Annotated in this window: 18 protein-coding genes; 10 read left to right on the top strand and 8 right to left on the bottom strand. The window is 65.1% G+C overall.

The features are described from left to right. The first annotated feature begins 101 nt into the window (after positions 1 to 101). From A5892_RS02420 to A5892_RS02380, 9 genes are all read left to right on the top strand, one after another. Positions 102 to 1859 (top strand): ABC transporter ATP-binding protein, encoded by a 1758-nt coding sequence (locus tag A5892_RS02420; RefSeq protein WP_064121442.1) that lies wholly within the window; start codon positions 102 to 104, stop codon positions 1857 to 1859. Then, entirely contained in the window at positions 1856 to 3610 is a 1755-nt protein-coding gene (locus A5892_RS02415) for an ABC transporter ATP-binding protein (protein ID WP_064121441.1), read from the top strand. The genes A5892_RS02420 and A5892_RS02415 overlap by 4 nt, the downstream gene beginning before the upstream one ends. Positions 3611 to 3725: 115 nt before the next feature. Continuing rightward, a complete protein-coding gene (locus A5892_RS02410; RefSeq protein WP_064121440.1) occupies positions 3726 to 5078 on the top strand; it encodes a paraquat-inducible protein A in 1353 nt (450 codons plus the stop codon). After that, positions 5075 to 6724 (top strand): intermembrane transport protein PqiB, encoded by a 1650-nt coding sequence (gene pqiB, locus A5892_RS02405; protein WP_064121439.1) that lies wholly within the window; start codon positions 5075 to 5077, stop codon positions 6722 to 6724. The genes A5892_RS02410 and pqiB overlap by 4 nt, the downstream gene beginning before the upstream one ends. Further along, on the top strand, positions 6721 to 7428 hold the full coding sequence (locus A5892_RS02400; protein ID WP_064121438.1) for a PqiC family protein: 708 nt from the start codon (positions 6721 to 6723) through the stop codon (positions 7426 to 7428). The genes pqiB and A5892_RS02400 overlap by 4 nt, the downstream gene beginning before the upstream one ends. Positions 7429 to 7638: 210 nt before the next feature. Then, positions 7639 to 8991, top strand: a complete 1353-nt coding sequence (ugpB, locus tag A5892_RS02395) for a sn-glycerol-3-phosphate ABC transporter substrate-binding protein UgpB (RefSeq protein WP_064121437.1) — start codon at positions 7639 to 7641, stop codon at positions 8989 to 8991. An 11-nt stretch (positions 8992 to 9002) separates the two neighbouring features. Continuing rightward, a complete protein-coding gene (ugpA, locus tag A5892_RS02390) occupies positions 9003 to 9878 on the top strand; it encodes a sn-glycerol-3-phosphate ABC transporter permease UgpA (protein WP_064121436.1) in 876 nt (291 codons plus the stop codon). Continuing rightward, complete coding sequence (ugpE, locus tag A5892_RS02385) at positions 9878 to 10723, top strand: sn-glycerol-3-phosphate ABC transporter permease UgpE (protein WP_064121435.1); 846 nt, start codon at positions 9878 to 9880, stop codon at positions 10721 to 10723. Before ugpA ends, ugpE begins: the two co-directional genes overlap by 1 nt. A gap of 34 nt (positions 10724 to 10757) precedes the next feature. Beyond that, on the top strand, positions 10758 to 11870 hold the full coding sequence (locus A5892_RS02380) for a sn-glycerol-3-phosphate import ATP-binding protein UgpC (RefSeq protein WP_064121434.1): 1113 nt from the start codon (positions 10758 to 10760) through the stop codon (positions 11868 to 11870). 15 nt (positions 11871 to 11885) lie between these two features. On the opposite strand, the gene A5892_RS02375 is transcribed toward A5892_RS02380, so the two are convergent. The 6 genes from A5892_RS02375 to A5892_RS02350 form a co-directional block, all read right to left on the bottom strand. Further along, positions 11886 to 12743 carry a 23S rRNA (adenine(2030)-N(6))-methyltransferase RlmJ gene (locus tag A5892_RS02375; RefSeq protein ID WP_064121433.1) on the bottom strand — a complete coding sequence of 286 codons (858 nt, stop codon included), beginning with the start codon at positions 12741 to 12743 and terminating at the stop codon, positions 11886 to 11888. A 109-nt stretch (positions 12744 to 12852) separates the two neighbouring features. After that, positions 12853 to 13668 carry an OmpA family protein gene (locus A5892_RS02370; protein ID WP_064121432.1) on the bottom strand — a complete coding sequence of 272 codons (816 nt, stop codon included), beginning with the start codon at positions 13666 to 13668 and terminating at the stop codon, positions 12853 to 12855. A 37-nt stretch (positions 13669 to 13705) separates the two neighbouring features. Further along, positions 13706 to 14908, bottom strand: coding sequence for a radical SAM family heme chaperone HemW (hemW, locus tag A5892_RS02365; protein WP_064121431.1), 1203 nt, complete (start codon positions 14906 to 14908; stop codon positions 13706 to 13708). Next, positions 14908 to 15507 (bottom strand): RdgB/HAM1 family non-canonical purine NTP pyrophosphatase, encoded by a 600-nt coding sequence (rdgB, locus tag A5892_RS02360; RefSeq protein WP_064121430.1) that lies wholly within the window; start codon positions 15505 to 15507, stop codon positions 14908 to 14910. The genes hemW and rdgB overlap by 1 nt, the downstream gene beginning before the upstream one ends. A gap of 104 nt (positions 15508 to 15611) precedes the next feature. After that, positions 15612 to 16925: an MFS transporter gene (locus A5892_RS02355; protein ID WP_064121429.1), complete on the bottom strand. Its 1314-nt coding sequence runs from the start codon at positions 16923 to 16925 to the stop codon at positions 15612 to 15614. A gap of 81 nt (positions 16926 to 17006) precedes the next feature. Beyond that, positions 17007 to 17249, bottom strand: coding sequence for a hypothetical protein (locus A5892_RS02350; protein ID WP_064121428.1), 243 nt, complete (start codon positions 17247 to 17249; stop codon positions 17007 to 17009). 277 nt (positions 17250 to 17526) lie between these two features. Between A5892_RS02350 and A5892_RS02345 the strand changes: the two genes are divergently transcribed. After that, entirely contained in the window at positions 17527 to 18690 is a 1164-nt protein-coding gene (locus A5892_RS02345; protein ID WP_064121427.1) for a type III PLP-dependent enzyme, read from the top strand. Positions 18691 to 18864: 174 nt separating this feature from the next. Here the strand turns inward: A5892_RS02345 and A5892_RS02340 are convergent, their stop codons facing one another. Together A5892_RS02340 and A5892_RS20110 are read right to left on the bottom strand one after the other, a co-directional pair. Further along, positions 18865 to 19998, bottom strand: coding sequence for an L-dopachrome tautomerase-related protein (locus A5892_RS02340; protein WP_064121426.1), 1134 nt, complete (start codon positions 19996 to 19998; stop codon positions 18865 to 18867). A gap of 480 nt (positions 19999 to 20478) precedes the next feature. Then, a complete protein-coding gene (locus tag A5892_RS20110; RefSeq protein WP_150123457.1) occupies positions 20479 to 20772 on the bottom strand; it encodes a hypothetical protein in 294 nt (97 codons plus the stop codon).

Below are 20772 nucleotides of genomic sequence, written 5' to 3'. Positions count from 1 at the left end.
CCCCATCTCAATGGACCATCCGGTCACCGGACATCGCGACCCGCACGCCAGCGGGCCAACCCGATGGCGCCTGACCCGAGACCCAAGCCAGGAAACCGGTTATGTCGCTGTGGCGCATCCTGCGTGAATTCTTCGACCGTCATCGTCGCACCTACGCATTGGCAGTGCTCTGCCTGCTTGCGGTCGGGATTCTCAACCTGCTGCTCCCCTGGTGGGTCGGCAGAATCGTCGATGCGCTCGCCGCCGGCGAGCTCGACCGCGCCCGGCTGATCCAAAGCGTGCTGGCGCTGCTGCTGGTCGGCGTTTCGATGTATGGGCTGCGCTATCTTTGGCGCGTGCTGCTGTTCGGCACCGCCTACCGCCTGGGCGTAGAGCTGCGCGCGCAGTTCTACGCCAAGCTCCTGCGCCTCGACCCTGGCTTCTATCAGCGCCGCAGCAGCGGAGACCTGCTCGCCCGCGCGACCCAGGACATCGACGCTGTGGAGTTCGCCGCGGGCGAAGGGGTGCTGTCGAGCGTCGACGGCGCGATGACCCTGGTGCTGGTATTGGGGATGATGCTGATCAGCATCGATGCGCCCTTGACTCTGGTCGCGATCGTGCCGTTCCCGCTGATGGCGTGGGGCTTCTACCGTATCGCCAAGCGGGTGCAGGCCCGCTTCGGCGTCGCCCTGGAGCGCTTCTCGCGGCTCAACGAGCGTACCCAGGAGGCGTTCTCCGGCATCCGCACGCTGAAGAGCCATGCCTTGATCGAAGCAGAGATCGAGGACTTCAAGCGTCGCGCCCGCGCCACCGCCGAGGCCGATTTCCAGGTCCAGCGGATGGAGGCGCGCTACGAGCCGGTGGTGTTCATCGCCCTCGCCTCAGCGACGCTCTTGACCTTGGTGGTCGGAAGCCTGCGGCTCGACGCGGGGGCGCTGACCCTGGGCGGCCTGACCAGCTTCACCCTCTACCTGGTGCAGCTGATCTGGCCGATGTTCGCGATCGGCTGGTGCTTGAACCTGCTCCAGCGCGGTGAGGCCGGAGCACGGCGGCTGTTCGATGTGTTCGACGAGACCGAGGCGATCGCGGACCTCGGGCAGATCACCCGGGTCGACGCCACCGAGCTCAGCGTCGAAATCGAACGCTTCGCCTATCCAGGAGATGCGCATCCTACGCTCGAGGGAATCTCGCTGCGCCTCGCACCGGGCCAGACCATCGGGGTGGTCGGCCACACCGGCAGCGGCAAGAGCACCCTGCTCAAGCTGTTGATGCGCCAGTATCCGCTCGAACACGGGCGGATCACCCTCGGCGGAGAGCCGATCGAGGCCTATCGGCTGGATACGCTGCGCACCGCCTTCGCCTACGTGCCCCAGGACGCCTTCCTGTTCGCGGCCAGCCTCGCCGACAACCTGCGCCTCGGGCGTCCCGACGCGGACCAGCAGGCGCTTAACGCCGCGCTCGCGGCCGCGGCGTTCGAACATGACCTCAACGCGCTGCCGCAGGGGCTCGAGACACCGATCGGCGAACGCGGGGTGACGCTCTCGGGCGGCCAGCGCCAGCGGGTCGCGCTGGCGCGGGCGCTGCTCAAGGACGCACCGATTTTGCTGCTCGACGACACCCTTTCAGCGGTCGACTACGCCACCGAGCGCCGCTTGCTGGCCACGCTGAACGAGGATCGCGGGCGACGCACGCGGCTGATCGTCAGCCACCGGCTATCGGCGGTCGCCGCCGCCGACCAGATCCTGGTGCTCGACCAGGGCCGGGTGGTCGAGCGCGGCAGCCACGCCGAACTGCTCTCCATCGACGGCCTCTACGCTGCGCTCTGGCGCGAGCAGGCCGCCGCCCGCGAGCGTCATCCGCTGGAGGAGACCCTGCGATGAACCGACGCCTGCGCGCGCTGCTGCTGCAGCCGCTGTTCGATCGCCCGCGCCAGCTGCTGATCGCCTTCGCCCTGCTGGTCGGCGCCACCGCGCTGGATGTCTGCGGGCCCTGGCTGACCCAGTACTACATCGATCGGCACCTGGTCCCCGGCGACTTCGCCATCGCCCCGCTGGCGCTGCTGGTGACCCTCTACATCTCGAGCCAGTGTCTCGCCGCGCTCGGGCGCTACTTGCAGACCCTGCGCTTCGCCCGGCTGGCGATCGAGGCGGTGCGCGAGCTGCGCAGCCGGATCTTCCGCCATCTCCTGCAGCAGCCCCAGAGCCGGCTCGACGCCACCCCGACCGGTGAGCTGATCAGCCGGGTGACCAGCGATACCGATGCGCTGCGCGAGCTCTATGTCGGCTTCCTCGCCTCGGTGCTGCAGAACCTGGTGCTGCTGATCGGCATCCTGGTCGCGATGACGCTGATGGACCCGCGGCTGACCGCCATCGCCGCCCTGCTGATCCCCGCGGGAATCGCGACGATCTGGGCCTACCAGCGGCTCTCGGTGGCCGCGGCGATGAAGGTTCGCCAGCTGCGCGCCGAACAGAGCGCACGGCTGGTCGATGCGGTGCAGGGCATAGCGGTGATCCAGGCCTATCGCCAGGGCCAGCGTTTTCTCGAGCGCTTCGATGCCATCGGCCAGCGCCAGTACACCGCGAGGATGCGTATGGTGCGGATCGGCTCGCTGCTGCTGCGCTCGGCGATCGACCTGCTCGGCATGGTAGTGCTGGCAGCGCTGCTGTTCGGCTATGGCATCACCCATATCGACAGCGGCGGTGATGCGATAGGCATCGGTGTGCTCTACGCCTTCATCACCTATCTTGGACGAGTATCCGAACCATTGATCGATATCTCGCAACGCTTCAATCTGTTCCAGCAGGCAAGCGTCGCCGGAACCCGACTGCTCGACGTGCTCGACTGGCCGCTCGAGCGCCTCGGCGAGGACAAAGCGCCGATCGAGGACGCGCGAATCGAGCTCGAAGGGGTTCGCTTCCGCCACGACGGCGCGGCGAGCGACACGCTGCACGGCTTGGACGCGATGATTCCCGCCGGTGCGTTCATCGGCGTGGTCGGTGCCACCGGCAGCGGCAAGTCGACCCTGCTCGATTTGCTCTGTGGGTTGAAGCGCCCCACCGCCGGCCGAATGACCATCGACGGAAGGCCGCTGGCGGAGATCGACCGCGCCACGCTCAGCGAAGCGGTGGCGGTGGTGCCGCAAGAGCCGTTCCTGCGCTCGACCACGCTGCGCGACAACCTGCTGCTCGGCGGCGAGGCCAGCGAGGAGCGCCTTGAGCAGGCGCTGCGCGATGCTCGCCTGGCGACGCTGGTCGAACGCCTCCCCAAGGGGTTGGATACACCGCTCGGCGAGCGGGGGCTTTCGCTCTCCTCGGGTGAGCGGCAGCTGCTCGCGCTGGCCCGGGCGCTGCTGCGCCAGCCCCGGGTGCTGCTGCTCGACGAGGCCACCGCCAGCGTCGACAGTGCCACCGAATCGGAGCTGTCGAAGGCGCTGGACCTGCTGCGCGGCCGCGTGACCCTGGTGGTGGTCGCCCATCGCCTGGCGACGATCCGCGAGGCGGACCAGATCCTGGTGATGACCCAGGGCAGGATCGAGGAGCGCGGCACCCACGCGGAGCTGCTCGCGCGTCCCGAAGGCGCCTATCGCGCCCTGTGGCGCTCCGCGGCGCAGGGCGCGGATGCGATCGGATGAGACGCCAGCGGCTGAAAATTGGGTCATTTTGAACGCGGGCTAGTGGAACGCCTGAAAACATACGTTATCGTATGTTTCTTGCAAGCGAGCGCCCCTCTTTCATACCGGAGAAAGAATGACCACGCTCTTCACCGTCGATGATCAAGCGCCCTCCCGATCGCGGATTCGTATCTGCGTCGAGTGCGATCTCGTCAGCGACGTACCGCCGCTCGCCGCCGGCGAGCGATCGCGCTGCCCGCGCTGTGGTCATCGGCTGGCGACTCGCATGTTCACGCCGATCGACCACACCCTGGCGTACGCGATCGCAGCGGTGATCATGCTCGCGCTGTCGCTGAGCTTCTCGTTCATCTCGTTCTCCTCGACCGGCGTCGAGCAGAGCATGCATCTGGTCGATGCGATCACCGTCACCCTCGAGCAGCGCTATGGCTTCCTCTCCTTCTGCTTTCTGGTCGGAGTGCTGGCCCTGCCATTCGTCTACCTGATGCTGGTGATCTACCTGCATGTCAGCTTGGCACTCGACCATCGCCCGCCCGGTGGGGTCTACATCGCCAGGAGCCTCTCGCGGATGCAGCCCTGGGTGATGGCCGACATCTTCATCGTCGGCGTACTGGTCAGCCTGGTGAAGATCATGTCGCTCGCGACGATCAGCTTCGGTCCGGCGTTTTGGGCGTTCTGCATCTTCTCGCTGCTGCTGCTCACCACTACCCAGAGCGTCGACCGAGACTGGCTGTTCAAGCGGATGTGCGGACCGATCCTCACCCCTGAACCGGAACCCGGCCGCGGCGCGCTGACCCAGGGTTTCACCAGCTGTCACGCCTGCGGCCAGCCAGGCCAGGTCGACGATCACGGCAAGGGGCGCTGCCAGCGCTGCGGCGAGGCGCTGCACGCGCGCACCAAGCGCAGCGTCCAGCTCACCATGGCGCTGGTGGTCACCTCGATCATTCTTTATATCCCGTCGATGGCGCTACCGGTCATGGTCATCACCCAGTTCGGCCATCCCGAGCCGCAGACGATCATCGGCGGCGTACTGCTGCTGCTCGCCCACGGGGACTATCCGGTGGCGCTGGTGATCTTCTTCGCCAGCGTCATGGTGCCGGTGGCGAAGGTCATGGCGCTTTCGTGGCTGTGCTGGAAGACCCGCAGGCCGGAGCCCTTCCGCCCTGGCCCGCGGATGAAACTCTATCGCCTCACCGAATTCATCGGCCGCTGGTCGATGATCGACGTCTTCGTCGTCACCGTGCTCGCGGCGATGGTCCAGCTCGGTAATCTGATGAACATCGTTCCCGGTCATGGCGTGGTCGCTTTCGGCCTGGTGGTGGTGCTCACCATGATCGCGGCGATGTGCTTCGACCCCAGGCTCTTGTGGGATGCCACCGACCTGCAGCAGACCGGCCAGCGCCATGTCGCGCCCCGGACAGCCAGGCTGTCGCCCGCCCCCCCCTCTTCACGACAGGAAGTCACCCGATGAGCGACTCCGCTCCCAAGGCGCGCATCAAACGTCTCAGCGACTACGTCTCACCGGTCTGGTTCGTGCCGCTGCTCGCAGCGCTGATCGGGCTGTGGATGCTGTTCCATACGCTTGCCCAGCGCGGGCCGGAGGTCACGCTGACGATCCAGAACGCCGATGGGATCGAGGCCGGTACCAGGATTCGCGCACGCAGCGTGGAGGTTGGGCAGGTCGAGTCGGTGGAGCTCTCCGACGATGCCTCTCACGCGGTGATGAGGGCACGGATGACCCCCGACGCCGCGCGCCTGCTCGGTGAGGACGCCCAGTTCTGGGTGGTCAAGCCGCGGATCGGCCGCGATGGCATCAGCGGACTCGGTACGGTGCTCTCAGGCGCCTACATCGAGCTGCAGCCGGATACCAGCGGAGAAGGAGACAGGGACGAATTCCGGGTGCTCGATCAGCCACCGGTCGCGCCCTCGGACGCGGCGGGCCTGCGCATTCGTCTCGACAGCACCAACGGCAACGCCCTGAGCGTCGGCGACCCGGTGGTGTTCCAGGGCTATACCGTCGGCCGGGTAGAGGCTTCGAACTTCGACGCCGAGAAACGCGTCGTCCATTACGATCTCTACATCTTCAGCAACTACACATCGCTGGTGACCGCCAATACCCATTTCTGGGTGACTTCGGGAGTCAATTTCGACATCACCTCGGAGGGGGTCAACCTCAACGTCGGCTCCCTCGAGACGCTGATCAGCGGCGGGGTGACCTTCGACGTCGCCGAAGGCGTCGATCCTGGCCAGCCGGTCGAGGACGGCGCCGCCTTCGACCTGTTCTCCAACGAAGAGCAGGCGAGCCTGGGCAGCTACAACCAGTATCTCGAGTACGTGCTGCTGCTCGACGACTCGATCCGTGGACTCAGCGCCGGCGCCCCGGTCGAATACCGCGGCGTGCGGGTAGGAACGGTCGAGACACTGCCGTGGCGGATCAACCGCCTGGCCGACAACCACTTGAGCGGCTTCCGCATCCCGGTGCTGATCCGGATCGAGCCGCAGCGGCTGCAGCCGGTGGTAACCGAGGAGGACCTCCAGCGCATGCGGCAGACCTTCGGCAGGATGATCGACAACGGCATGCGCGCGTCGCTGGCGACCGCCAACCTGGTCACCGGTGCGCTCTACATCGATCTCGATTTCGTCGGCAGCGAGGACGACGACACGACGCAGGTGGCGAACTTCGAAGGCAAGCCGGTATTCCCCAGCACCCAGAGCGGCTTCGGCCAGGTCACTGGAAAAGTCTCGGCACTGCTCGACAAGGTCAACCAGCTCGATATCGAGAGCACCATCACCAATCTCAACGCGACCCTGGACAGCTCCAATGCCCTGGTCCAGCAGCTCAACACCACGACCGAAGGGCTGAACCAACTGCTCAACGATCCGGCGATGCGCTCGCTGCCAGGCGATGTCCAGTCGTCGCTCCAGGCGATCGAGCACACGCTCCAGGGCTTCGACCCGCAGGCTCCGGCCTATCGCGACCTGCGCGCGACGATCCAGCAGCTCGACCAGCTGCTGCGCAGCCTGCAACCCGCGGCGAGAACGATCAGCGACAAGCCCAATTCGCTGATCTTCAACCGAGGCCAGATCGACGATCCGCAACCGAGGGCACGCCAATGACCGCTCCGCTTTCCGCCCATTCGCTGCGCGCGTGCGCCGGCATGGCCCTGCTCACCGTGCTCGCCGGCTGCGGCGGCGATGCTACGACGCTGCGCTACTACAGCCTGCCGGAATACAGCGCACCGCCCCCCGCGCCTTCCGCCGTGCTGCCGCCGCGGGCGGAGCCGCAGAGCCTGTCGGTGGCACCGGTGGTGCTCTCGACCTACCTGCGCGGCAGCGGGATCGTCTACCAGCTGAGCGCGGTGGAATACAGCCAGGCCCAGGCCAATCTCTGGGCCGGGGATCTCTCCGAGCAGCTGACCCGGTCCTTGCGCGAGCAGCTGGCCAATCGCCTGCCCGGCCATCAGCTGCTGCCGGCGAATGCCAGCGGCCAGGCCGAACAGCGGCTCGAGGTCGAGCTCGACCAGTTCCAGGGCCGCTACGATGGAGAAGCCGTGATCCAGGGCAGCTACCAGCTCTACGACGACCAGCAGCGGCTACTGGTCGAGCGTCCCCTCGCGCTGACCGTGCCGCTTGCCGACGACGGCTATCCGGCACTGGTCGAGGCGCTGGGCACCGGCTGGAAGAGCGCCGGCGAGCAGATCGCCAACACCATCATGCGCCAATCCGCACCCAACTCGCCGGTGACCCGGGAGATCGAGCCGCGCATGGAGTATCCACCGCAGCAGCCGCCGGTCCGGCAGGCCCCGGGCTCGCAGGACTGATCGAGAAAGGCCGATCGAGAAAGACCGATCGAGAAAAACTGACCAAGAAAGACCGATGGCAAGGCGCGCCGTGGCGCAGGTCCGGCGAGCGCCTTGCCTGTGCCACCTTCCCCCGCTTCAAGCCTCCAGCTGTCACGCTTCCTTAATCAACGCTCATTAGGGTGGATCGCGCTCCTTCGGGATATCCATCGGAACGTTCAAGGAAGCGCCATGCACGCCGCACCCAAAGCGACATCTGCCCACCGTCACCTGCTGCCGCTCGCCGCCGCCCTCTGCCTGCTCGGCACCACCCCTGCCTGGGCTGCGACCGAGATCCAGTTCTGGCATGCGATGACCGGAGAGCTTGCGGACAAGATCGATGCGATCGCCCGCGACTTCAACGCAAGTCAGCCGGACTACGTAGTCAAACCCTCGTACCGGGGCAACTACAGTGAAACCATGACCGGGGCGATCGCCGCCTTCCGCGCAGGCCAGGCGCCGACCATCGTGCAGATCTTCGAGGTCGGCACGGCGACGATGATGGCCGCCCGCGGCGCCACCGAGCCGGTCTACCATCTGATGGAGCAGTCGAACCAGCCCTTCGATCCGAGCGCCTACCTGCCCGCGGTGACCGGCTACTACTCGAGCGCCGATGGCCAGATGCTGTCGATGCCGTTCAACTCCTCGACACCGGTGCTCTACGTCAACCGTACGATTCTCGACCAGGCAGGGGTCGATGAGGTACCGCGTACCTGGGAGGCGCTCGGCGACGCGCTCGAACGAGTGATCGACTCGGGTGCTGCGCGCTGCGGCCTCACCACCACCTGGCCTTCATGGATCCAGCTCGAGAACTACGCCGCGCGACACGACCTGCCGTTCGCCACCGAAGCCAACGGCTTCGCTGGGCTGGATACCCGGCTTGCGTTCGACACTTCGGAAGTCGCCGCCCACCTCCAGCGCTTGGTCGACTGGCAGCAGGACGGCCGATTCCGCTACGGCGGACGGGTCGACGATGCGATGCCGATGTTCTACAGCGGCCAATGCGCGATGATCACCGCCTCCTCGGCCTCGCTGGCCGGGATCCGCGCCAACGCCCAGGCCTTCGACTTCGAAGTGGCGCCGCTGCCGTGGTCCACCACCGCGCTCGAACACCAAGGTCGCGAGCAGCCGCTCAACACCATCATCGGCGGCGCATCGCTTTGGGTGATGGCGGGCAAGAGCGCGGAGGAGAACGCTGCCGCCGCGAGCTTCTTCCACTACCTCTCTTCCCCCGAAGTGCAGGCCGACTGGCACCAGTTCTCCGGCTATCTGCCGATCACCGAGGCCGCGTACGAGCTGACCCGCGAATCCGGCTTCTATGACCAGCACCCCGGTACCGGCACGGCGATCGAGCAGCTCACCTCGAGTGAGCCGACCGACAATTCGCGCGGACTGCGGCTCGGCAACATGGTCCAGGTCCGCGATGTGATCGAAGAGGAGCTCGAACGCGTATTCAGCGGCGCCCAGACCGTGCAGGAGGGGCTCGATAACGCAGTGCGCCGCGGTAACCAGCTGCTAGAGCGCTTCCAGCGCGCCAACGGCTGAGCCCCGGCGAGATGACCACGTTCCAACGCCACCGCTTCACTCCCTGGCTGCTGCTCGCTCCACAGCTTGTGGTCATCGCTGTGTTCTTCTTCTGGCCGGCGAGCCAGGCGCTTTACCAATCGCTCTACGTCCAGGACCCGTTCGGCCTCAGCGCCACCTTCGCCGGCCTGGACAACTTCATCCAGGTACTGGTCGACCCAGAGTACCGCCGCGCGCTGGGTGTAACGGTGGTATTCAGTGCTTCGGTGGCCCTGCTGGCGCTCTCGGTCGCGCTCTTGCTCGCGGTGCTCGCTGATCGGGTGGTCAAGGGCGCGCGCGGCTATCGCACCCTGCTGGTATGGCCGTATGCGGTCGCTCCGGCGATCGCCGGCGTGCTGTGGATGTTCCTGTTCGATCCTACCCTGGGGGTGCTCAGCGCCATGCTCGGCACGCTCGGCGTGGACTGGAACCACCGGCTCGACGGCGGCCAAGCGCTGGCGCTGGTGATCATCGCCTCGGTGTGGAAGCAGGTCAGCTACAACTTCGTGTTCTTCCTCGCAGGCCTCCAGGCGATTCCCAAGAGCCTGCTCGAAGCCGCGGCGATCGACGCCGCAGGGCCATGGAAACGGTTCTGGACGATCACCTTCCCGCTGCTCTCGCCGACCACCTTCTTCCTGCTGGTGATGAACACTACCTACGCCTTCTTCGATACCTTCGGCACCATCGATGCCACCACCGGTGGCGGCCCGGGCGGGGCGACGCGAACGCTGATCTACAAGGTGTTCGAGGATGGCTTCGTCGGTTACGACCTGGGCGCCAGCGCTGCGCAGTCGGTGATCCTGATGCTGCTGGTCGGTGCGCTGACACTGGTCCAGTTCCGCTACATCGAACGCAAGGTGCACTACTGATGCGCTACCATCGCCCCGGCCTCGACCTGCTCAGCCACGCACTGCTGCTGCTCTCGATCGCGATGTTCCTGTTCCCGGTATGGATGGCGCTGACCGCCGCCACCCATACCCGCGCCGAGCTCTATACCGGCATCGCGCCGCTGTGGTTCGGCGGTGAAGGCATCGACAACTTCATCGCCGTGCTGAGAGATCCAGTCGGCCGGCTAGGGGTCAGCGTCTCCCAGCTGCTGTTCAACTCGCTGGTGATGGCGCTCGGTATTGCGGTGGGCAAGATCGTGATCGCGATCCTCGCCGCCTATGCGGTGGTGTTCTTCCGCTTTCGGGGGCGGATGCTGTGCTTCTGGGCGATCTTCGTCACCCTGATGCTGCCGGTCGAGGTGCGGATCATGCCGACCTACCAGGTGGTCTCCGATCTCGGCCTGCTCAACTCCTACGCCGGCCTGATCCTGCCGCTGATCGCCAGTGCCACCGCCACCTTCCTGTTCCGCCAGTTCTACCTCACCGTGCCACCGGAGCTGCTCGAGGCGGCGCGGGTCGACGGCGCCGGGCCGTGGAAGTTCCTTTGCGACATCCTGCTGCCGCTGTCGAAGACCAACGTCGCCGCGCTGTTCGTGATCATGTTCCTCTACGGCTGGAACCAGTATCTATGGCCTTTGATGATCACCACCGATACCGCCTATACCACCGCGGTGGTCAGCCTCAAGCAGATGGCCACCGGGGGCGACAACCTGGTGCCCTGGCAGACCGTGATGGCCACTGCGCTGCTGGCCCTGCTACCGCCGGTGGCGGTGATCGTCACGATGCAGCGCTATTTCGTCAAAGGGCTGGTGGACAGCGAGAAATGAGCACCCTCCATCACCGACGCCAAGGAAACGAGCCATGGCCACCCTGACTCTCGATGCGCTGAACAAGCGCTACCCCAACGGCAACGCCGCGCTCCACGGTATCGACCTCAGGGTCGAGGACGGCGAGATGATCGTCATCGTCGGCCCCTCGGGCTGCGGCAAGTCGACCTTGCTGCGCTGCCTGGCGGGGCTCGAAACGATCAGTGGAGGGGAGCTCAAGATCGACGGCGAGCGGGTCAATGAACGCGAGCCGGCGGAGCGAGACATCGCGATGGTGTTCCAGAACTACGCACTCTATCCGCATATGAGCGTGGCCGAGAACATGGCCTATGCGCTGAAGAATCGAGGCGTGCCCAAGCCCGCGCGCGAGGCCAAGGTACGCGAGACCGCGCGGGTGCTTGGGCTCGAGGCGCTGCTCGACCGGCGCCCTCGTCAGCTCTCCGGCGGCCAGCGCCAACGGGTGGCGATGGGCCGGGCGATCGTACGCGAACCCAAGGTGTTCTTGTTCGACGAGCCGCTCTCCAACCTCGATGCCGCGCTCAGGGTGCAGATGCGCCTGGAGATCCGCCGGCTGCAAAAGCGGCTAGGCACCACCGCGATCTACGTCACCCATGACCAGGTGGAAGCGATGACGCTGGCGGACCGGCTGGTGGTGATGAACGCAGGCCAAGTCGAGCAGATCGGCACGCCGATGACGCTCTATCAGCGCCCGGCGACTCGCTTCGTCGCCGGATTCATCGGCTCTCCAGCGATGAACTTCCTGCCCTTGGAGCAGGGCGTCGCAGGCTGGCGGCTACCCGGCGGCGCATGCCTGGATCTCGACGGGCTCGAAGGGCAGCCGAGCAGTCTCGGGGTGAGGCCGGAACATCTGCGCGAAAGCGACGCTGAGACGGCACTGTTCGATGTCCGGGTCGAGCTGATCGAGCCACTCGGCGCCGATACCCTGGCCTACTGCCGGCTCGATGGCACCTCCACGCCGCTGGTGGTGCGACTCGACGGCGCGCGGCAGCTGGATGAAGGCGAGCGCCTGCGCCTTGACGCCGGGATCGACCGACTGCACCTGTTCGATGCCGAAGGACGACGCCTCGAGCGCCGCCCTCTCGATCACGGCAGTGCGCCGCTGCTCCCGCTCAGCGCCAGCCTCTGATCGCGAGAGCGGCGCCTACTCCTCCACCCACCAGTCGAGGTGATGGCTGGCGCCGCCGCCATAGAAGGCGGCGAGGTGGTCGAAGCTTTGCCTGAGCTCGTCATCGAGCCGCCACGGTGGGTTGAACAGCAGCATGCCGGAGCCGTACATCCCGCGCCCCTTGCCGGGATCGCGATAGCGCAGTTCGCTGCGCAAGAGCTTGCGCAGCCCGGTCGCTCGGCTCGCCTCGAGCAGTTCGAGATGGCGCTCCTCCGGCAATAGCGGATACCAGATCGCGACCACCGCATGGCGCGCCTTGGCGCCGATCTTGCCGAGGGTTTCGGCGACGGTCAGATAGTCACGCTTGACCTCATAGGAGGGGTCGATCAGCACGCACAGTCGTGGCGTCGGCACCGGCAAATGCTTGACCACCGCCTCGAGTCCATCGGCGAAGTGCCGCCGTGCGGCGACTGGAAGCCCGCCCGCGGCGACGCTCAGGTCGTCGAGATGCGCGTACTCACGCGGGTGCAGCTCGTAGAGCTCGAGGCGATCGCCCTCGCGCATCATTTGTGCGAACCACCAGGGCGAGCCCGGGTAGCACTCCAGTTTCGTCCGCGGATTGAGCAGATCGAGCGCGGCGAGCCAATCATCGAGCAGATCGTCGTCCTGGAGACGGTCGCGCGCCTGCCATAGCGGCAGCACCCCGTCGCGGTACTCACCACCGCGCTGAGTCTCCGTGGCATCGAGCGGGTAGAGCCCGCGCCCGGCGTGGGTATCGACGAAGGTGATCGACGAGGTCTTGGCCGTCATCTGGCGCGAAAGCGCGAACAGCGTCAGGTGCTTGTGGACGTCGGCAATGTTGCCTGCGTGATAGGCATGCTGGTAGGCGAGCACGTCGGGCTCCAAGGGCGCCTCACGCGCCGTGAAAAGGGGCTGATGGAACACGCCAAGGCCAGGAGCGCCGGCGCCGGCGAACGAGGCAGCGCCTCGTCCGCCTCGACGTTCAGTTACCGATGGTCTGGGTAGGCACGCTCTGCGTCGGTACCGACTGACCCGGCGTGTACTGTCCCGGTGTGCTCTGCCCCGGTACGTACTGCTGGCCCGGCGAGCTCTGGCCCGGCACGTACTGCTGCGGGGTGATCTGGCCCTGGATCACCTGGTTCGAGTAGTTCGGCGGAATCAGGGTGATGGTCACCCGGCGGTTCTGCTGGCGCCCCTCTTCGCTATCGTTGCTGGCGACGAAGTTCGACGCGCCGTGGCCAGTCATGGTCAGGCGATTGAACGCGATACCACCGCGTGCGAGATAGTCGCCGACCGCCTGGGCGCGCAGCTGGGAGAGCTGCTGGTTGTAGGAAGCCCGACCGGTGGAGTCGGTGTAGCCGTCGATCTGGATGCCGGTATCGGGAAAGTCGCGCAGCACGTTGACCACGCTGTCCATCGCCGGCCCGATCGAACTCGAGAGCTGGCTCGAGTCATGCGCGAAGAGGATCGCGCTGGGCATGTTGAGCTGCAGCTGGTCGGCGGTACGGGTCACCTGGATGCCGCTGCCACGGGTGGTCTGGCGCAGCTGCTGCTCCTGGCGGTCCATGTAGGCACCGACGCCGGCACCGAGCACCGAGCCCGCGGCTGCGCCGATCACCGCACCGCTGGTGTGGCCGCCGGTGGCGAGGCCGATCGCGGTGCCCGCGCCAGCGCCGATCAGCGCTCCACTACCGGTATTGTTGCTGACCCGCTGGCCGGTGTAGGGATCATTGGTCGAGCAGCCGGCCAGTCCCACGGCGGCGGCCAGCGGCAGTGCCAGCCAGAAACGCTTGTTCATCGCATTCTTCCTTCTCTTGGCAGTGCCGGACACCAGGTCATTCGAGCGGTACTCGCGCGGACTCACACAGTGCCAGCAGGTCGTTCAAGAATAGCAGACCCCGTGGGCTCGCCTTGATCCTCCCGGGGTCCTCGGCCAGCAGCATCATCGACCGCGCCCGCGCGGTCTGGGCGGCGAGGCGCGCGTTGGATAGACCCGTGCGCGCCTGCCAGAGTTCAAGCGGCACGCCCTCGACCAGGCGCAGCGCGTTCATCAGAAACTCGAGCCCGATCTCGTCGCGCTCGATCTGCCGTTGGCCGGCGACGAAGCCGCGCGGGTCGCGGCGGCGCTTGAGATAGGACTCGGGCTGGCGGCTCTTCCAGCGGCGCGTCGCCGTGAGTTCGCCATCGCTGTCGAGTCGGCTCAGCTTGCCATGGGCACCGGCGCCGATGCCGAGATAGTCGCCGAAACGCCAGTAGTTGAGGTTGTGCCGCGCGCGCCGGTCCAGGCCACCGGCGCGCGCATAGGCGGAAATTTCGTAGCGTTCGAGGCCCGCGGCTTCGAGCCGCGCATGGCCTTCGTCCTGGATGTCGAACAGCGTCTCCTCCTCCGGCATCCGGGGCGGATGGGAGAAGAACTCGGTGTTCGGCTCGAGCGTCAGCTGGTACCAGGACAGATGCTCGGGCGAAAGTGAAAGGGCGCGCTCGATGTCGGCCAGCGCCCCTTCGACCGACTGCCCCGGCAGGCCATGCATCAGGTCGAGGTTGAAGTTGTAAAACCCCGCCGCGCGCGCCGCCTCGACCGCGCGCTCGGCGTCGTCGCCCGAGTGGATGCGGCCAAGCTCGGCGAGCAGCGCATCGTCGAAGCTCTGGATGCCCAGCGACAGGCGATTGATCCCGGCCTGGCGATAGCCCTCGAAGCGCGTGCGCTCGACGGTGCCAGGGTTGGCCTCGAGGGTGATCTCGATCCCCGGCTCGAAGCCGAGCCGGGCCTCGCAGGCCTCGAGCAGCCGGACATAGGCATCCGGCGACAGCAGGCTCGGCGTACCGCCGCCGATGAAGATGCTGCGCAGCGCCCGCGGCTCGATCAGCGCCAGGTCCTGATCGAGATCCTCGATCAAGGCCTCGACGTACTCGGCTTCAGGCAGCACCGCACCGTGCCCGACCCCGTGGGAGTTGAAGTCGCAGTAGGGACACTTGCGCACGCACCACGGCACATGGACATAGAGCGCGAGCGGCGGCAGTGCCGTGCGGGCGGTCATCACAGCGCCTTGAGCGTCTCGAGCAGCGCCGCCACCGCGCGACCGCGATGGCTCAAGCGGTTCTTCTCGCCAGCGGTCAGCTCCGCGGCGCTTGCGCCCTGGTCCGGCAGCCAGAACAGCGAATCGTAGCCGAACCCGCCCTCGCCCCGCGGCAGCGAGAGGATCTCACCGCGCCAGTCGCGCTGGATCACCAGCGGTGCCGGGTCCTCAGCGTGGCGCAGGAAGACCAGCGCGCACCAGTAGCGCGCCTGGCGCTGGCCCTCGGGCACGTCCTTGAGCGCCTCGAGCAGCTTGGCATTGTTGGCGCCGTCGTCGGAAGGCTCGCCCGCGTAGCGGGCCGAATAGATCCCCGGCGCACCGTCGAGCACATCGACGGCGAGCCCTGAGTCATCGGCCAGCGCCGCTCGACCGCTCGCCTTGGCTGCCGCACGCGCCTTGAGCAGCGCGTTCTCGACGAAGGTCAGCCCGGTCTCCTCGACATCGAGGACGCCGTGGTCAGCCTGGGACGAAAGTGAAAACCCAAGCGGCGAAAGCAACGCCTGGAATTCGCGCAGCTTGCCCGGGTTGGCGCTTGCCAGCACCAGTTCGCGTGATGACATCGCGGCGGTTCTCCGTGGGGAATGTCTTGCGGCGAGGAGTTTACTAGCCCCGGGGCGTGTTGACACTCATTCCACGTAGCGCCCCGTCGGCCGCCCGCACATGTTCAGCGATTGACCAGCTTGGGCGGCAGCCAGAGCACGATCAGGCAGCTCAGCAGCAGGCAAGCCGCGAAGAACCAGATCGCAAACCTCGCGCTGCCGGTGAGATCGAGCATGAGCCCCATCAGCGAGTTGCTGATCAGGCCTGCGATGTTGGCCACCGAGATCGCTAGGGCGAAGCCGGTCGCAGCCGCGGTACCCTTGAGGAAGGTGCCGGGCAGGCTGAAGAACACCGGGATCGCGCCGAAGATCGCGAGCGAGGCAAGCGAGAACAGCGCGACGGTGGCGACCAGCTGGTGGGTGAAGAAGGTGCTGGCGAACATGCTGAACGCGCCGATGATGAAGGGCACGATGATGTGCCAGCGCCGCTCGCGGAAGTGATCGGAGCTGAATCCGATCGCCAGCATGCCGAGGACGCCCGCGATGCTCGGGATCGCGGTGAGCACGCCGATATGGAAGGTGTCGGAGACCCCGGTGTCGCGGATGAAGCTCGGCAGCCAGAAGCCGAGCGCATAGGCCGAAAGCAGGATCGAGAAGTCGATGCCACCGAGCAGCCAGACCCTGAGGCTCAGGAAGGCATCCTTGAACGAATGCTTGCCCTCGCCGAGCTCGTCGTTGTCATCCTTGAGCCGACGCTGGAGCAGCGCCTTCTGCTCGGCGTCGAGCCAGCGCGCGTCACTGATGCCATTGGGTAGCCAAAACAGCGTCACCACGCCGAGCACCACGGTCGGCAAGGCCTCGAGCAGGAACAACCACTGCCAGCCGGCGAGGCCGTAGCTGCCATCGAAGAAGTGCATGATCCCCCCCGACAGCGGCCCACCGATCACGCTGGAAAGCGGCAGCCCGATGATGAACAGCGCCATCACCTTGCCACGCCGGTAGGAGGGGAACCAGCAGGTCAGGTAGTAGAGCACCCCGGGCAGGAAACCCGCCTCGGCGAAACCGAGCAAAAAGCGCAGGGTATAGAAGTGCCAGGGCTCGGTGACCAGCATGGTCATCCCCGAGATGATGCCCCAGGTGACCATGATCCGGGCGATCCACAGCCTCGCGCCGACCCGGGCCAGAATCAAGTTGCTCGGCACTTCGAAGAGGATGTAGCCGACGAAGAAAAGCCCCGCGCCGAAACCGTAGATCGAAGCGCTGAAGCCAAGATCGCTCTCCATCGTCAGGCGCGCGAACCCGACGTTGATCCGGTCGAGGTAGGACATCAGGTAGCAGAGGCACAGAAACGGCACCAGCCGCCAGGCGACGCGGCGGTAGAGCGATTGCTCCTGGACGGACGCGGGTTGCGTCCGACCATCGAGCGTTGCGTGGGACATGGAAAGGATTCCTCGTTAGCGACTGCTTTTGATTGTTGACGCTATAGGGACCATGGAGCAACGAGCGCGCCTCGCGCGCGCTCAGCCCAGAGACTCGATGCATTCGAAGGTCCCGCCCAGCGGGACGACATCGCCGTACTCGCTGCCGAGATCGAACCTCGCCGAAGCATCACGCGGCGCGCCATGAGCGACGCAGGCGTTGAACGCATCCGCCACCCGTATGGTCGGTCGCCTACCGAAACCGATCCGACTATCCCAAACGCCTTTGTGGCTGTCGATCTCGTTGTGGAGGTCGCGGTCGATCGTATCGCGCGGCCATCGCATCGAGCGCCTCGACCAAGGCGCCCGACGCCCGCAAAAGACCGCAGGGCAAGGCGCTGCGAGAGGGAGAATCACGTTCGCACGAGAATTCATTTGCGCTCGACCGAGCGCGGCCCTAAAGTCCGCGACGAACGACGACCACCGCTTTCGCCATCCGCTTGGCAGCCATGACGAGCGGGCTATCGATGCCCGCGCAGTGGGCCTTGGCGACCCTTGAGGGAGAGATCGACCGGCCGTTCGACACGTGCCCATTCCTGCCTCGTTCGAGGAGCATCACCGCATGACCATCCGCATCGACGACTACTACGCTCCCGCCACCTTCGAGCGCCTCAAGACCTTCGCCGACGGCCAGGAGACGCCGTTCGTGGTGATCGATCTCGCCACCATCTCGCGCGCCTTCGATGAGCTGGTGGAGAGCTTTCCCTTCGCGCGGATCTTCTACGCGGTGAAGGCCAATCCGGCGACCGAGATCACCGAACTCTTGCGCGACAAGGGCTCGAACTTCGACATCGCCTCGATCTATGAGCTCGACAAGGTACTCGCCACCGGGGTCGATGCCTCGCGGATCAGCTACGGCAACACGATCAAGAAAGCCCGCGACGTGCGCTACTTCTACGAGAAGGGCGTGCGGATGTTCGCCACCGACTCGGAAGCCGACCTGCGCAACATCGCCAAGGCGGCGCCGGGCTCGAAGATCTACGTTCGCATCCTCACCGAAGGCTCCTCCACCGCGGACTGGCCACTGTCACGCAAGTTCGGCTGCCAGACCGACATGGCGATGGACCTTTTGATCCTCGCCCGCGAACTCGGCCTCGACCCCTACGGGATCTCGTTCCACGTCGGTTCGCAGCAGCGCGACATCGGAGTGTGGGACGCAGCGATCGCCAAGGTCAAAGTGATCTTCGAGCGCCTGCGCGAGGAAGACGGCATCGTGCTGAAGATGATCAACATGGGTGGCGGCTTCCCGGCCAACTACCTCCAGCGCACCAACGAGCTGGCGGTCTACGCCGAGGAGATCACCCGCTTCCTGCAAGAGGACTTCGGCGACGACATGCCGGAGATCATCCTCGAGCCCGGCCGCTCGCTGATCGCCAATGCAGGCGTACTGGTCAGCGAAGTGGTGCTGGTCGCACGCAAGTCGCGCACCGCGGTCGAGCGCTGGGTCTATACCGACGTCGGCAAGTTCTCAGGCCTGGTCGAAACGATGGACGAAGCGATCAAGTTCCCGATCTGGACCGAACGCAAGGGTGAGCTCGAGGAAGTGGTGATCGCAGGGCCCACCTGCGACAGCGCCGACATCATGTACGAGCAGTACAAGTACGGCCTGCCGCTCAACCTCTCCAGCGGAGACCGGCTCTACTGGTTCTCCACCGGCGCCTACACCACGAGCTACAGCGCGATCGAGTTCAACGGCTTCCCCCCGCTGAAATCCTACTATCTCTAAGCCTGGGCTCCGAGCGCGCCAGCGGGCAGCGCAGCTCGCCGGAGCAACGCCAATACCCCGCGCGGGGGAACTCGCGCGGGGTATTGGTTTTTGAAGAATCAATGCTCGGCGTAGCGCGCCTATGCAGCGTATCGACCGAGAATGATCAGCAATGATGCCCTGACACCGAAGTATTCAGCCGTGATCATTCGGCGCGGGCTTGGCGTCGATCTTCATTCGCAGCAGCTGTATCGGGTACTCGACCGAATTCGGTACCTGGCCATCGTCGGTACCCAGCAGGCTCATCTGGGTCGCGGGAATCCACAGCCAGCCCTCGGCGTCGATCCACAGCGCATCCGGCGAGATCAGCCGCGGATCCTCGATCAGCTGTTGGTGCTCGCCGTTCGGGTCGAAGCGCAGGATCCTGCGCGCATTGGTATCGGCGACATAGATATTGCCCTCGGCATCGATCGCGGTGCCGCCGGTGCTCGGCGTGTCGGCCCACTCCTCGACGTGATCGTCGGCCTCGGCGCGCAGCGCGGGATCCTTGAGCCAGCGGGTCTCGATCCGCGCCATCGGGCCGCCGACCGGCTGAAAGTAGAAATAGCGCCCGTCGGGCGAGACCTCGAGCTGGTCGGCGTGGACCACCGCCGGCGAGCCGTCGCTTTCGAGCTGGGGCGCGCCCTTGGCATGGATGGGGCGGATGCTGGTCGCCAGCGGGTGCCCATCCAGGACTCGACTGAATTCACCCGCTTTGCGATCGAAGACCAGGATGCCCGGGGCGCCGGAGTCGGCGGCGTAGATGAAGTCCCCATCGAAGCGGATATCGTTGATGAAACTTTCATCGTGCAGCACCTCGTCCGGAACGACATGGACGTTGATCACCTGGTCGCTCGCCGGATCGATCTCGACCAATTTACCCGCACCCGGCGTACGCCGGCTCTCCCCTTGGGCGACACCTGAATCGACCACCCACAGATGCCCGTCTGGACCGATCCTGAGCGCATTGGCGTGCAGGAAATGGCGCCCCGGCTCGGACTCATCCCACTGGTTCCACGCTGCGTCCGGGTAGGGCTCTGCGCTCTCCCGCCCGGTCAAACGAGTGACCTGCGCCCCGGCGCCATCGAGCAGCGGATAGACCGCGAACACCTCGCCACTCGAGGGATCGATCGTCGCACCGTTCCATATCCGCGGCGACTCGAACACCACCTCCAACCGCGGATCCTCACGCTCCGGCATCGGGATGCCCAGCTGATCCAACGCAAGCGCGGGCGTCGCAACCGAGGCAAGCAGCACCGTCAACCACGCAGCGGGACGAGACCAAGCCATATCGCTCTCCTTGAAATGCGAATTTCACTGAAGGGAACTAAAATCAGTAGTCGAATTCGCAGCTGACCGCACCCAATGAATGGGGCACTAAACGGCATGGCATGGCATGGCATGGCGGCGAGCGCAGGGCCTGGATGTTAGGTCCCGGAAAGTAGTCTGACAGCGCGTTCAAGCGAATGTAATGAAAGGCCTGCGTCGTAGATTCTGAGCAAACATGGATTCATACCACAAATAATTACAGCTACGGTATCATCTTAATGGCAAGTAAGCCAAGAGACCTTTTTTGCCACGTGCAAGAAAAAAATATCCTAATATCTTCCTTCATATTACAGCCCTATCTATGGAATATTCCATTAACGATGAAAAAGTTTCTCATATGAAACATGGCGATTATTTTTATTATCTTCCTCCGACAAATTAGTATCTACTATGAATCAAAATCGAGCCGGTAGTGACTTCATCCCGAATTGCCTTCGCATTTCATCTTTTTTTCAAAGGATGAAATATAATGTCATATTTTTCGCCGACCTCCTTTTTTATTTCGTTGAAAAGCCTCTCTCCCTCTATATTGTGCTCATCCACTTCTTCAAATATAGAATCAGGAGGATAATTCTGATTCAATGATTCCTGATAATGCTTATCCCATTCATATATGCTTTTTTCAAGCTGAGCGCTTAGCTCCAAATCTTCAATATCGACATGACCCATACTATCAGTGTCAGGGCAGAAGAAGGGAGTAGCCATATATTCAACACCAAAAATTAGTTTTTTCAC

The organism is Halotalea alkalilenta, assembly GCF_001648175.1.
Classification (GTDB): domain Bacteria; phylum Pseudomonadota; class Gammaproteobacteria; order Pseudomonadales; family Halomonadaceae; genus Halotalea; species Halotalea alkalilenta_A.
Note: the sequence above shows the minus strand (reverse complement) of the source record. Positions and strands in the feature narration are given on the sequence as shown.

What these genes read in the sequence shown, in the direction of transcription:
- A5892_RS02420 (WP_064121442.1), top strand. Translation starts at nt 102, where the DNA reads ATGTCGCTGTGGCGCATCCTGCGTGAATTCTTCGACCGTCATCGTCGC.
- A5892_RS02415 (WP_064121441.1), top strand. Translation starts at nt 1,856, where the DNA reads ATGAACCGACGCCTGCGCGCGCTGCTGCTGCAGCCGCTGTTCGATCGC.
- A5892_RS02410 (WP_064121440.1), top strand. Translation starts at nt 3,726, where the DNA reads ATGACCACGCTCTTCACCGTCGATGATCAAGCGCCCTCCCGATCGCGG.
- pqiB (WP_064121439.1), top strand. Translation starts at nt 5,075, where the DNA reads ATGAGCGACTCCGCTCCCAAGGCGCGCATCAAACGTCTCAGCGACTAC.
- A5892_RS02400 (WP_064121438.1), top strand. Translation starts at nt 6,721, where the DNA reads ATGACCGCTCCGCTTTCCGCCCATTCGCTGCGCGCGTGCGCCGGCATG.
- ugpB (WP_064121437.1), top strand. Translation starts at nt 7,639, where the DNA reads ATGCACGCCGCACCCAAAGCGACATCTGCCCACCGTCACCTGCTGCCG.
- ugpA (WP_064121436.1), top strand. Translation starts at nt 9,003, where the DNA reads ATGACCACGTTCCAACGCCACCGCTTCACTCCCTGGCTGCTGCTCGCT.
- ugpE (WP_064121435.1), top strand. Translation starts at nt 9,878, where the DNA reads ATGCGCTACCATCGCCCCGGCCTCGACCTGCTCAGCCACGCACTGCTG.
- A5892_RS02380 (WP_064121434.1), top strand. Translation starts at nt 10,758, where the DNA reads ATGGCCACCCTGACTCTCGATGCGCTGAACAAGCGCTACCCCAACGGC.
- A5892_RS02370 (WP_064121432.1), bottom strand. Translation starts at nt 13,668, where the DNA reads ATGAACAAGCGTTTCTGGCTGGCACTGCCGCTGGCCGCCGCCGTGGGA.
- hemW (WP_064121431.1), bottom strand. Translation starts at nt 14,908, where the DNA reads ATGACCGCCCGCACGGCACTGCCGCCGCTCGCGCTCTATGTCCATGTG.
- rdgB (WP_064121430.1), bottom strand. Translation starts at nt 15,507, where the DNA reads ATGTCATCACGCGAACTGGTGCTGGCAAGCGCCAACCCGGGCAAGCTG.
- A5892_RS02355 (WP_064121429.1), bottom strand. Translation starts at nt 16,925, where the DNA reads ATGTCCCACGCAACGCTCGATGGTCGGACGCAACCCGCGTCCGTCCAG.
- A5892_RS02350 (WP_064121428.1), bottom strand. Translation starts at nt 17,249, where the DNA reads ATGCGATGGCCGCGCGATACGATCGACCGCGACCTCCACAACGAGATC.
- A5892_RS02345 (WP_064121427.1), top strand. Translation starts at nt 17,527, where the DNA reads ATGACCATCCGCATCGACGACTACTACGCTCCCGCCACCTTCGAGCGC.
- A5892_RS02340 (WP_064121426.1), bottom strand. Translation starts at nt 19,998, where the DNA reads ATGGCTTGGTCTCGTCCCGCTGCGTGGTTGACGGTGCTGCTTGCCTCG.